Source organism: Methanothermobacter sp. (assembly GCF_030055425.1).
Lineage (GTDB): Archaea > Methanobacteriota > Methanobacteria > Methanobacteriales > Methanothermobacteraceae > Methanothermobacter.
In genome coordinates this window covers 1-12,695 of record NZ_JASFYE010000011.1, presented here as the reverse complement: position 1 = coordinate 12,695, position 12,695 = coordinate 1, and the positions used below count along the sequence as shown (strand labels likewise).

Annotated in this window: 13 protein-coding genes; 2 read left to right on the top strand and 11 right to left on the bottom strand. The window is 49.3% G+C overall.

Features of this window, described 5'->3' with window-relative positions:
* Window positions 1-34 precede the first annotated feature (34 nt).
* Window positions 35-508, top strand: a complete 474-nt coding sequence (locus QFX39_RS08940; protein WP_300479771.1) for a hypothetical protein — start codon at window positions 35-37, stop codon at window positions 506-508.
* Window positions 509-605: 97 nt separating this feature from the next.
* Here QFX39_RS08940 and QFX39_RS08935 read toward each other — a convergent pair whose 3' ends face one another.
* The 11 genes from QFX39_RS08935 to QFX39_RS08885 all read right to left on the bottom strand — a co-directional run bounded on the left by QFX39_RS08935 (window position 606) and on the right by QFX39_RS08885 (window position 12,210).
* Window positions 606-1,301, bottom strand: a complete 696-nt coding sequence (locus tag QFX39_RS08935; protein WP_300479768.1) for a CDGSH iron-sulfur domain-containing protein — start codon at window positions 1,299-1,301, stop codon at window positions 606-608.
* A gap of 231 nt (window positions 1,302-1,532) precedes the next feature.
* Window positions 1,533-2,903, bottom strand: coding sequence for an MFS transporter (locus QFX39_RS08930; protein ID WP_300479766.1), 1,371 nt, complete (start codon window positions 2,901-2,903; stop codon window positions 1,533-1,535).
* A 110-nt stretch (window positions 2,904-3,013) separates the two neighbouring features.
* Window positions 3,014-4,390 (bottom strand): MFS transporter, encoded by a 1,377-nt coding sequence (locus QFX39_RS08925; protein WP_300479763.1) that lies wholly within the window; start codon window positions 4,388-4,390, stop codon window positions 3,014-3,016.
* Window positions 4,391-4,513: 123 nt separating this feature from the next.
* Entirely contained in the window at window positions 4,514-6,013 is a 1,500-nt protein-coding gene (locus tag QFX39_RS08920; protein ID WP_300479760.1) for a glutamate synthase-related protein, read from the bottom strand.
* Between the two features lie 12 nt (window positions 6,014-6,025).
* A complete protein-coding gene (locus QFX39_RS08915; protein ID WP_300479758.1) occupies window positions 6,026-7,081 on the bottom strand; it encodes a Coenzyme F420 hydrogenase/dehydrogenase, beta subunit C-terminal domain in 1,056 nt (351 codons plus the stop codon).
* Window positions 7,081-7,770 carry a GXGXG domain-containing protein gene (locus tag QFX39_RS08910; RefSeq protein ID WP_300479754.1) on the bottom strand — a complete coding sequence of 230 codons (690 nt, stop codon included), beginning with the start codon at window positions 7,768-7,770 and terminating at the stop codon, window positions 7,081-7,083. Before QFX39_RS08910 ends, QFX39_RS08915 begins: the two co-directional genes overlap by 1 nt.
* A gap of 9 nt (window positions 7,771-7,779) precedes the next feature.
* Window positions 7,780-8,697, bottom strand: a complete 918-nt coding sequence (locus tag QFX39_RS08905; RefSeq protein WP_048175046.1) for a glutamine amidotransferase family protein — start codon at window positions 8,695-8,697, stop codon at window positions 7,780-7,782.
* Entirely contained in the window at window positions 8,685-9,263 is a 579-nt protein-coding gene (pdxT, locus tag QFX39_RS08900; protein ID WP_300479752.1) for a pyridoxal 5'-phosphate synthase glutaminase subunit PdxT, read from the bottom strand. The genes QFX39_RS08905 and pdxT overlap by 13 nt, the downstream gene beginning before the upstream one ends.
* A 362-nt stretch (window positions 9,264-9,625) precedes the next feature.
* Window positions 9,626-10,603, bottom strand: a complete 978-nt coding sequence (locus QFX39_RS08895; RefSeq protein ID WP_300479750.1) for a malate dehydrogenase — start codon at window positions 10,601-10,603, stop codon at window positions 9,626-9,628.
* Between the two features lie 3 nt (window positions 10,604-10,606).
* Window positions 10,607-11,173 carry a HEAT repeat domain-containing protein gene (locus tag QFX39_RS08890; protein ID WP_300479748.1) on the bottom strand — a complete coding sequence of 189 codons (567 nt, stop codon included), beginning with the start codon at window positions 11,171-11,173 and terminating at the stop codon, window positions 10,607-10,609.
* A 152-nt stretch (window positions 11,174-11,325) separates the two neighbouring features.
* Complete coding sequence (locus tag QFX39_RS08885; protein ID WP_300479746.1) at window positions 11,326-12,210, bottom strand: lipopolysaccharide assembly protein LapB; 885 nt, start codon at window positions 12,208-12,210, stop codon at window positions 11,326-11,328.
* A gap of 102 nt (window positions 12,211-12,312) precedes the next feature.
* Here QFX39_RS08885 and QFX39_RS08880 point away from each other — a divergent pair.
* A partial coding sequence (locus QFX39_RS08880; protein WP_300479743.1) for an isocitrate/isopropylmalate family dehydrogenase occupies window positions 12,313-12,695 on the top strand: 383 nt, incomplete at its 3' end.

Genomic DNA, 12,695 nt, shown 5'->3' with positions numbered 1-12,695 from the left:
GCTCATTGCAATGGAAAAGGTCTAGGTGATTCATGTGAAGAAATTTGTGTTTCTACTAATTTTTCTCCTTATCGGCGGTGTCTCAGCCCATGGAATGGAGATAACCCCAGAGTCGTTCATTGTAATAGCCGATAACTCCACAGGAAAACTTGCCCGGTCAGTGGCCGATGAGACAGGGGTCAACGTCACCGTGTACCGTTTCCAGAGCCCATCGGATGTGGAGCATGAACTGGAACACACCCTTGGAAACCCCAACAAGAAGATACTGGCAGTTGCCTACCAGGACACCGTGAGGGACTTCCTCCACAGGCATCCTGAACTTGCAACCAGGGTGACTTACTGCAGTGCCGATGAGGCATCAATCAGGGAAAAACTCCTTGAACTCAGCTCAGTGAATACAGAAAACATGGGTAGCGGCTTTATGACGCCATTCCTTTCAGGGGCACTGATAGGGGTCATAGTTGGCCTTTTAATAGGGGCCCTGTGGATGAAAAGGAAAATCGGGTAAAACTCCTCAGTTTCCCACTTCCTCTTTTTCTCTGCAAAAAAACTACTCAATACCCCACTTCCTCTTAAATTCAAGCTTCTCCTCTGCTGCAAAAAAACTACTCAATACCCCACTTCCTCTTAAATTCAAGTTTCTCCTCTGCACTCATCCAGTGGCTACCATCACAGAATGGTTTGTTCTCAGATAAACCGCACCGGCAGAGGGTAACCCTGTTTCTGGTCTCATACTCCCTCCCATCGGCGGATTCTATTTTTATACCCCCCCTCACCCAGAGGGGTCCCTCACACTTCTTCTGTTTATCATGGATAACCACTATTGATTTTTCATAGTCCCTTTCATAGGGTTTCCCTGTCCTCCTGTCCCAGAGGACGAGTCTCCCTGATGGGCAGATCATCGCCTCCTCAATGGCGATCTGTATGCTCTGGGTGTCACCCTTCCTGAGGAGTTCCCTTATACCCCCTGCCCGGAGGCAGAACCTTGAGTGGTCGCACAGTTCAGGGACATCGGTGAGTTCAAGGTCCCCTGCCCTGAACACGGTCGCCCTTTCAATGTAGGGCTTCCTCGATGCTGTTTCGGTACCATCAAAGCCCACCTCAAGGTGTGTTCCATCACAGTAGGGTTTGTTCTTTGATGCGCCGCAGCGACAGAGGAGGTACCTCTCCTTCAGCGGGAACTTTCTTCTCTCAACAAATTCCCTTGTGTGTCCATCCTCATCGGTTACAATTACCTCCTCATAGAGGGGTACCGAGCCCTCCACGAGGTATGGTCCGTCCTTAAGAACCCTTATCCTCATCTTTAACACCCATAAGCAGATCAGGTAGCCCCATCATTAGCAGGGAAAATATGATGAAGCAGATCCCTGTTCCCCTAATCAATATATTTATCCTAGAGGGTAAAATATGTGACTCCCACATAAAAATCAAAAAAGATGGAGGTGACCGTCAGAATCTGCCAATAAGCCTCATTGAACTTACGGTTGATGCTGCTACCGGATCATCCCTTTTAACTGTCAAACAATATAAGATCATTTATAACTGTTTCTGTGGATTGTGGTAGCAAAAAGACCTATGAAACATATAATACCAAATAAAAGGAAGCATATCCTTGTGCTTTCCATGAGGATACCATAATTTGCAGGGGATACTGAAACACTCCCCATCAGAAAGGCGAAGATGAGTGTCACTGTGCCCATACTGAAGGCCTGGCCGATGAGGCGCACGGAGGTCACCGTGGCAGATGCCACCCCTGCATGATCCCTCTTAACTGAACACATAATCTTTGTTGTGTTTGGGGATGAGAAAAGTCCCATACCGGTTCCAAGCACCATGAGTCCCATTATTACTGCTGTTTCCGGTGTATCAGGGCCCAGTGTTGCAAATCCCATGAGTGCCATGAAGATCAGCACCATACCCGCTGATGTCAGAATATGGGGCTTCACCATATCGGCCATCCTCCCTGCAAGGGGGGCGATCAGGGCCATCATGAGGGGTTGAACTATAAGTATAAGTCCACTGGCAGACGGGCTTAATCCCCTGACGTACTGGAGGTGGTAGCTGAGAAGCAGGGAAACCGCAAATGTTGATGTGAATACCACCAGGGCTTCAAGGGATGAAAAGGAGAATCTTCTGTTTTTGAATAGTTCAACATTAAAGAGGGGGTTCCTTGCCTGCGCCTCTGTCTTGATGAAGAGAGAAAACGCCAGAAAACTTAGAACGAGGAGCAGAACTCCCCTTATACTTGCAAGTGTTGAGAATCCCTGAATGAAGAGAAAAAGTGATGTGCAGTAGGTGAGTGACCCCTCAAGATCAAATTTTCTGCTTCCACCAGCCATCCACTCATCATCAATTCTGGATAGCGAGATGAGTACAACAAGGATTCCCACTGGAACCGTGAATAAGAATATGGACTCCCATCCCATGATCTCTGCCAGAAAACCTCCCAGGATGGGACCGGCAAAGAGACCCATATCTATTGCCGCGGTATTCACACCTATGGCCCTCCCACGTTCAGATGCAGGGAACACCATTGATATAAGAGAAAGCCTTGTTACCAGTACCATGGAGGCCCCGATTCCCTGAAATGCCCTGAAAAGGATGATTGAGGTTGCATCAGGTGCCATTGCACAGAGAACTGATGCTGTAATGAATATGATGTTACCTGAAATGAAGAGCCTCTTTATCCCGTATATCTCGGATAACCTTCCAAATGGCAGTAGAAAGACGTTCGCCGTTAAAAGAAATGCCGTTATAACCCAGGTCTGCTGGGAGGGTCCCATATTAAGGCTCTCGCCCATAAGGGGGAGGGCCACATTGATTGATGAACCCATAAATGGCGCAAGGAATGATGAGAGGGTCACTGCGCATAGCACATAAACCTTCAGATAATCATCTTTCAAAAATTTCCCCCCTCAATAAAAATTAAATAAAAAATAGTTTAAATAATTTTCCAAAAAATGAAAAAAGTGTAGATTAAATCACTTTTTGTGAAAAGTTTAGGGTCTGCTCATCAACCATCGTTCCTGGGGGCTGTTGCAGCAAAAACCCCTATGAAACACAGGACCCCGAACACCAGGAAGCATATCCTTGTGCTCTCTATGAGGAGGTCATAATTTGCAGGGGATATTGGAACCCTCCCTATCAGGAATGCAAAGATGAGTGTCACTATACCTATACTGAAGGCCTGGCCGATGAGGCGCATGGAGCTCACTGTGGCAGATGCAATACCATAGTCCCTCCTCTCAACGGAACCCATGATTGCATTGGTGTTGGGGGATGAGAAAAACCCGAACCCGAGGCCTAGGACAAGGAGAGATGTCACTATCATAAATAGGGGCGTGCCCCTATCAAGGATGCTTAGGCTGAGGAGCGCAGCCGCATTTACTGCCATCCCTATCCCTGCAAGTATCTGGGGGTTGAACCTGTCAGAGGCCCTCCCTGCCAGGGGAGCCACGAATGCCATGACAATGGGCTGTGTGACGAGTATGAGTCCGCTGGAGCCCGGGTCAAGTCCCTTGATGTACTGAAGGTGGTAGCTCAGAAGCAGGGAAACCGCAAAGGTTGCACTGTAGTTTATGAGGGCTGCGAGACTTGAGAAACTGAATCTGAGATTTTTGAAGAGCCTCACATTGAAGACAGGGCTCTCTGATGATAGTTCAATTTTAAGGAATATCGCAAATGCCAGAATACTCAGAACTATCATGAGCCCCCCCACAGCCTCAGGAAGGGCGGAGAATCCATACATTAAAAGAAACAGAAATATACAGTAGGATATTGAACCTGGAACATCGAAACTTTCCCCTGAGGCATCCGCCCATTCACCCTCAACCTTAAGGAGGCACACCGCGAGAACAATGAGTGTTACCGGGACAGTGACAAGGAATATGCTCTGCCACCCCAGGAAATGCGTGAGAAAACCCCCGAGAACCGGGCCCATTGAAAGTCCAATGTACACTGCTGCAGTGTTTATACCTATGGCCTTACCCCTCTCCATTGGCGGAAATACACGGGTGAGCATTGCAAGGCCAGTGACGAATATCATCGCCGATCCCACACCCTGAATGGCCCTGAATACTATGAGGGCAAGGGCAGATGGTGAGAATGCTGATAGGACCGATGAAACAGTGAATATCAGGTTTCCATAGATGAAAATCCTCTTCATACCGTATATCTCAGATATCCTCCCAAATGGTACTGCAAAGATCGCCGCTGCAAGGAGAAATGCCGTTGGAATCCATGTCTGCAGTATTGCATCTATCCCGAACTGAAGCGCTATCACAGGTAGTGCAACGTTGATGGATGACCCCATGAAGGGCGTTAAAAAGGATGATAGTGTTGCAGCTATTAGAACATAGACCCTGAGTGACCTGTTGGTGTACTCATTCAAGTTATTCCCTCCAGAAAAAACCTGTTATTACTCTATGGGGTGCAATGTTTAAATAGGTTTCATAAAAGAAAAAATGGAAAAATTTAAAAAAATAAAGATCAGGGAAGTTAAATGCTCTGGTGGCTAAAACCGGGCCGGTGCCTCCATTCCAGCCATCTTAACCCCTGTGAGTGCAGAGGCCTCCACGGTGAGAGCCCGGAGGTCATCCTTCTCAAGTTTGCTCACGTCAGTGTTACCCGCCTGCTGCGTGAGCATGCACACCTCCTCTGTCATGGCCTCTATGTACCTTGCAACGTTTTTACCTGCCTCAACATAGTCCAGGCGCTTCCTGAGCCGTGGATCCTGGGTTGCAATACCCTTCCTGCAGGTACCAGTGTAGCACATCTGGCAGACGCGGCAGCCAATTGAGACAAGCGCCGCTGTACCGATGTAGACGGCATCCGCACCAAGTGCGATGGCCTTTGCAACGTCGGCCCCGCTCCTTATACCGCCTGCTGCAACGAGGCTCACCTCATCACGGAGGTTGACCTCCTTGAGGGCCTCATCGGCCTCCACTATGGCAGCTATTGTGGGTATGCCCGAGTGCTCGGTTACAACGTCGGGCCCAGCCCCTGTACCCCCCTGCATACCATCAACCACGACTATATCTGCCCCCGCCTTTGCAGCTATCTTCACATCATCGGCAACACGGCCAGATGTGAACTTGACCATTATCGGGACCTTCCAGTCGGTTATCTCACGGAGCTGGGATATCTTCATGCTGAGGTCCTCGGGTCCAACGATGTCCATGTGCCTTGCCGGGCTCAGTGCATCGGTACCCTCGGGTATCATCCTTATCCTTGAGACCTCCGCCGTTACCTTCTCTGCAAGCAGATGTCCACCCATACCTGACTTGGCACCCTGACCTATCTTTATCTCAATGGCCTCTGAATTGTTGAGGTACTCTGCAGAGACACCGAAGCGTCCTGATGCATACTGTGCAATGAGTTTTGAGGCGTATTTACGCTCCTCAGGGAGCATTCCCCCCTCACCTGTGTTTGTGGCTGTGCCTGCGAGGGTTGCCCCCATTGCAAGGGCTATCTTTGCCTCCTTACTGAGGGCTCCGAAGGACATGGCGGCTATCATGATGGGTGTGTCAAGTTCCAGAGGGTTCTCTGCGAACCTGTCACCCAGCACCACCCTGGTATTGCAGGGCTCCCTGTACTTGTCTATGGGTGGCCTTGAGACCTGGGCAGGTATGATCACAAGGTCGTCAAATGTGGGTATCCTCCTCACTGCACCGCAGCCCCTCACCTTGTAGGAACCCTCCCTGGATTTCCTCTGTATCTCAATAAGGTCAGTGAATGACCATACATTCCTCCGGTCCTCGGGTACGGCGTTAACCTCTATTGCATTGTTGGGGCACATCTCCTCACAGATACGGCACCCCACACAGTTTTCATGCCTTAATGGTACCGGTTCCCCGTTTATTATCTCGTAAACATCATGTGGACAGTTGTTGTAGCATGAGAAGCAGTTTGCGCAGAGTGACTCGTCCCGGTTATCACACATGTACCAGCAGCAACCGGGACGGTCAAAGTTCCTCTTACATACGTCTTCCTTTCTTTCAACCTTAAAAGGCATCTTTAACCCCTCTTATTCCTTTAATACCTTCAATATAGGACATGCAGAGTACTTGGTACCTGCAGCCCTCACAACATCCTCTGGATCCTCTGCCAGAACAGGTACGGGTTTCCATGGCATTGCAGGGTCCCTGTCAACCACCAGTGCCCCGTCCACAATTCCCTCCCTGAGGGCGTAGGTCAGGAGTGCGGTCACAACCCCACCATCCTGGCCCCTGAACATTGGGGCCCTTGCAGATAGTATCTCAGTGTACTCCCCCAGGGGTTCGGCCGCGGACTCATGGCTTATTATACTGTCGGGTACGTAGGTCCTTGGACATGCCACATAGCATGCGTTGCAGCCCTCGGGACATGCACCTTTAACCTCGGGTTTTCTGTCTTCTATCCTCACAATACCCTCTGGACATGACGCCTCGCAGGCCCCGCAGAGCACGCATGCACCAACATCGATGACGTCAGACTTAAGGTCATCGAACTGGTAGTCCTTAATTTCCTCAAGGTAGAGGTCCACGGGCATCACCCTCCAGTAGAGGACTGGCCTTGCAACTGATTCCCTTCTCTGTATCTCCCCAAGGTTTTCCTCCTTTTTACCTGATGCAAGTTTTTCAAGAAGTTTGAGTCCCTTCCCGGTTATGGGTGCTGCTTCAATGTATCCTGCCTTTCTGGCTCCCTCAACCAGCTCCTTACCTCTTTCTGTCCTTATTATGAGTGTTGACCATCCCTCAGGTGAGCCCACAGATCCCACTGAAACGTCTGACTGTTCTGATGTGAAGTCCATGCACACAGAGCAGTTCTTTCTCATTGCAGACCTGGCCCTTTCAAGTGGGATGGATACTGTGCTTCCATCGTTGAGGTGGAACCAGAGCCTGCCCTTCTCTATCCTGCACTCTGAAACATCTCTGAGATCAACACCCTCCTCCTCTGCAAGTTCCTTCAGGTAGGTGTAGGAGAAGTTCTCCATGCAGAAGAGCCCAATTCTGAGTTCAACAGGGAATTCCCCGTTATATTCTTTCATCAGTGTGGCTGCTGTTATCTGGCAGGGTGTTCCGACCATTGCATATCTGCTCATTATCCTTCCTCCGATTCTTCGCCATAGAATGGCCTTTTGCTTCTTGGGACAATCTTTCTGAAGGAACGGTATCCATCATCTTCAAGTTCAAATCCGTATTCTGATAGGACATCTCTGAGTTCCTCTTCCTCCTCAGGGGTTATGTCCTCAACCTTTGCGTTCTTTCCAAGGCTTTTTATTTCTCCACCTACGTATATCGTTCCCCTTATGATGGACTCCCCTGCATCCTCTGCAAGGTCCCCCAGGATTATTATGCGACCGCCCATCATGAAGAGACCCGTCATGAAACCTGAGTTCCCACCTATTATGATGGTCCCGTTCTTCATTATCTCTCCTGTTCTTGATCCTGCGTCCTTCCTTACAACGACTGTTCCGCCGTAGATTCCCTGTCCGACTCCGTCTCCAGCGGATCCCTCTATTATAACCTCACCTTCTGTCATGTTGTCTGCAGGGAACCATCCCGCGTTACCATTTATCTTAACCCTTGGGCCGTGTATCATTGTCGCGGCGAAGTATCCGGCTGAACCATCTATTATGAGCTCCACATCCTCTGTGAGGCCCGCGCCGATGTAGTGCATGGCGTTGGGGTTTTTAACCACTATCCTGTCATGGTCCTTTGCCAGACCCTTTATGGCCCTGTTAACCTCCCTGGGGGTTTTTGATTCTGCATCAACTACAGCTTCCCTCATCATATCACCCTATATCTCGTATACCCTGACCTCACCGGGGGATATCTGTTCAACCTCTGTTGTATCCATGACCTCCCTCAGGGAGACCTCCTCTGATGCAACAGCGAATACCTCATCGTTCTCTGCCATCACCCCGGGCCTGAGGCCGAGCTGGTCCTTTGCTATCCCCACGCCGGTGGGTGTTCCGACTATGTATGAGAAGGGTCCGTCCATGTCCTTCACTGACTGTTCAAGTGCCTCCTCAAGGCTGTAGCCTGATGCCAGTTTATCTGCAACGTAGTGGACTATGCATTCTGTGTCATTGTTTGTCTCGAATATGTGTCCCTTCCTCTCAAGGGGTTCCCTTATCTTCCAGTAGTTGGTTATCTGGCCGTTGTGTACGACGGTTATGTCGGGGATGATGTAGCTCTGGAATGGGTGTGCATGGTACCTGTCAACTATGCTCTCTGTTGAGAACCTTGTGTGACCTATGGCATGTGTGCCCTTCTTTGACCAGGTGTCGTAGCGGTCTGCTATTTCAAGTACAGACCCAACATCCTTTATCATTTCAAAGGAGTGGCTTCCATTGAGTACTATGACATCCTCTATCCTGTCTATCTCCATTATGAGTGGTTTGAGCTGTGAGAATGATTCAAGGGTGATCCTGCAGCGGTATATTATGTAGTCCTCCACTGATGGTATGACCTCATCCTTCCTTATGGGGCTTACTGTTTCAACCGTTTCCTTGACCCTCTCAAGAAGTCCCTTCTTTTCTTTAACCTCAATGTTAAGGAGGTACTCGTTCTCCTCAAGACCAAGACCTCCGTAGATTGAGAATCCCGCTGAGTCGGGGCCCCTGTGCTGAAGTGCATGGAGCATCCTCGTCATGTCTGCCCCGACGTTGTGAAGTTTACCGTCCTTGTAGACCACTCCTGCTATTCCACACAATTCAATACCTCCTTTATAAAGTATTCGTGAAGTTCCGTGTCCTCTCCCAGTTCAGGGTGGAAGGCAACTGCAAGGTTGCAGCCCTCCTTCACTGCGATGATCCATTCACCGATTCTGGATAATACCTCAGCCCCCTCACCCACCTCAATGGCGGCAGGTGCCCTTATGAATATTCCGTGGAATTTTCTTCCGAGAATCTCTATGTCCTCCTCAAAGGAATCCTTCTGCCTTCCAAAGGCGTTTCTCTTAACCTTCATGTCTATGAGTCCCAGGAGGGGCTGTTCATAGTCTGTTTCACTTGCAAGAAGAACCATCCCGGCACAGGTCCCCATCACTGCTTTGTTCTCCTGGAGTATAACATCCTTTATCCCTGTCTCCTCCATGAGTTTACCGATGACGGTGCTCTCACCGCCGGAGATTATTATTGCATCTACAGCTGATGCGTCCTCCGCTGTTCTCACCTTCACTACCTCTGCATCCAGATCCATCCTCTCAACTGCCCTCCGGGTCATCTCGAGGTGCTCGGAAACATCGCCCTGAAGATCGAGAATGCCTATCCTTATCATGGTGTCTCCTTTCAGTTTTTTGATTAGGTTTTTGGCACATGACCATATAAATATACCGGAAAAGTGTTGCCGGTTATCTCTGAGGCCCGACCCGCAGAATCTCAGTGTACAATGTTCAGAAACCGGGTCTTGAATTAAGTTATAATTGAACAGCTATATAAATATTTCCATAGTACCTCTAAAAGGGTTCCATAAAATCAGGGGCTCCTGACCTGAAAGATAACCAGCGCCATTGGGCCCTGCTGCCAGTTAAGGTCCAACCTTATGGGTCCTGACCTGAAAGATAACCAGCACACAATGGGACCCCCTGAAATGAAAATGGGTGGATGGAAGCCCGTTATCAGGCGAAAAGACCATCAAGACTAAAGTGGAAATTCCTCATCCAGAAACTCCATAACCTTCATTGTGGAGTTTCTGACATGGCTTGCAGCCTCCCTGAAGGCTTCCCTCTCATCCCTGTCCATCAGGACTGGCACAACACCCTCTATACCATTCTTACCGAGCTTCACCGGTACACCCAGGCAGACGTCTCTGATACCATCAATCTCGCCCTCCATGAGGGTCGAAACCGTGAGTATCCTTCGCTCATCATTCAGTATCGTTGTCACTATGTTGGAGATGGCAAAGGCCGGACCATACTCGGTGGCCCCCTTCCTGCTTATGATGTTGCTACCTGCATTGATAACCTTCTCTATGGTCTCCTTGAGGTCGAACCTCCTGTAACCAGAGAAGTAGTCCCTCCTTGCATAGTGCTCAATCGGTATACCCCCTATGGATGTGGAGCTGATAAGGGGGACCATGTAGGGGCCGTGCTGCCCGATAACCCGGGTGTGAACCTCACTAACATGGACATTGAAATGCCTTGCCATGTAATTCTTGAGCCTGAGGGAGTCAAGGTGGTTTCCAAGGCCAAATACCCTGCTGGGATGAAAACCCGAATACTTGAGTGCAACGTAGGTCATCACATCAACAGGATTTGTCACGACAAGTATAATTGAATCCGGGGCGAACCGGGCAATCTGTCTTGCATACTCGGCAACTATCTTTCCGTTCTGCAGTGCAAGGTCATCCCTGTCCATATCAGCGGTTCTGGGAACACCAGCAGTTATAACAACTATCCTTGAGCCGTGGACATTTTCTATGTCAGCAGAGTTCTCCAGTTTAACTGAAACCCCCTTGGCTGCAAGGGCGTCGCTCATATCAAGGACCTCTCCAATGTTCTGCTCAAGGCTCTCCCTCCTTGATATGAGGTGCAGTGTCTTCACAGCCTCCTCCTCTGCAAGGCACAGTGCCGTTGCCCTTCCAACACGCCCTGTTGATCCAATTATACTTACCTTCAAAAATCACTCCTCCTGGTGCGTTTCAAGGTAACTGATGGCAACCTTTCTTGCAAATCCCGTGCCGGTCTCTGCCAGTTTCTCCATCGCTTCTCTCACCCGTTCCCCGCCTATCTGCTCAAGTGACCTTGCAGCACCACTTCTCACAAAGCCACTGTCATCCTCCAGGAGTTCAATGAGTGGTTCAACAGCCCTCTCATCCCGGAAGTTCCCTATGACCCATGCGGCAGCACCCCTTATCTTCCAGTCGTCACTTGAGAGGCTCTCAAGGAGGGGTTCCACTGCCTCGTCACCCATCTTTGCAAGGGCAGTTGATGCGTCCCTTCGAACCCATTTATTCTCATCGGCCAGGGCCTCTATGAGGGGCCCTATGGCCCTGGGATCCCCAATCTTACCAAGTGCCGCTGCGGCCCCCCTCCTCACAAACTTGTTATCATCGTCGAGGGCCTCAATGAGCTGTTCAACCGCTGGTTCACCTATCTCACAAAGGAGTTCAATAACCTGAACCCTCATGAGTTCATCGTCTTCCCTTAACTGCTCAATGAGCCTAGCAACGTTTTCTCTCCTCTGCATGTTATCACCCGTTATATTCGTTATGTTCGCATGGATACATAATACTTATCCTGGAACTGGCGGGACTGGCACCCGCGGATTTTCATTAACTGAACAATCAAAAATTAGGCTAATTATTGAATTGCATTGTGAAAGTAAGGAAGAAATGAGGTTCAGGTCCTGGTGAGGGTATTTATGATATTCATTGTAACCCTCTCAGCATCTTCAAGTCCAAGTGCCCTGAACATCTCAAGGGCCTCCTTAAATACATTGTAGAGATTTTCACGCTCATCAATAAGGAATAAGAGAACCCCCAGGATCACAAGGGACACCGCAACCCCTGCAGAATCTCCACTCTCCCTGAATATCCTGTTGGACCTTTTTATGAACTTCAGGGCATCATAAAGATCACCCTCCTCCATCCTGTAGCGCCCTATCAGGAGATTGAGAAGGGCCTCCGTTGGGCGGTCACGTATAACTGTGGCAGACTCCAGATTGGAATTGAGGGTGTCTATGTCGCGGTCCTCCCAGCACTTCCCGTATGATTCAAAGGAGTCAATGATACCCATGAGGTCATCTGCAAGTCTGAAGATTTTCTGGGTCTCAGATTGAATGTCTGTGGACTTTGAATCCTGCTGGACGGGTTCAGGTTCAGTATCATCTGAACTCAGTGCCTCCCTTATCTTACCCGCCTCATATATCTTATCCCTCAGTTCATCTGCGACCTTGCCGTTGATCTCCGAGTATATAGAGAGGGCCTCCGAGTAGCATTTCATCGCCCTGTCAAATTCCCGCTTAGCCATCAGGGAGTCCCCCAGGAGTTCAGAGGCATATGCGACGCCCTCAGGGAATTTGAGTTTCCTGTAGGTTTCAAGGGCCTCATCAAAACTTCCCACTGCCCTCTCTGTTTCACCCCTGTCAAGGTAGATGACCCCTATATCTATGAGAACCTCTGCTTCATGTTCCTGATACTCGTGAAGCTTCTTCTCGTAGTGTCTGAGTGCACTTCTATCATCCCTCAGGGAATCAAAGATACTGAGAACGGTAAGGTAAAACACAAAAATTCCCCCCAATTAAATATACTTTTATCATAGGATCCTTAAATATTATACCATTTCACATGGAATCTGCATTCATGGAATTAAACTTAAGGTGTTCAGATGTACAGGATAACAGTTATACCCGGTGATGGTATCGGCAAGGAGGTTATGGAGGCCGCCATCCACGTTCTTGGGGGACTGGACCTTGAACTGGAATTTGTGTATGCAGAGGCAGGTAATGAGTGCTTCATGAGGTGCGGTGAAACCATACCCGAGGAAACAGTGAAACTCGTCAGAAGGTCTGATGCAACACTCTTTGGTGCAGTTACAACCGTGCCCGGTCAGAAGAGTGCCATAATTACATTGAGACGTGAGCTTGATCTTTTTGCGAATTTGAGGCCTGTTAAGTCCCTTCCGGGTGTTCCGTGCCTTTACCCTGACCTTGACTTTGTCATAGTGAGGGAGAACACTGAGGACCTCTATGTGGGTGATGAGGAGTTCAC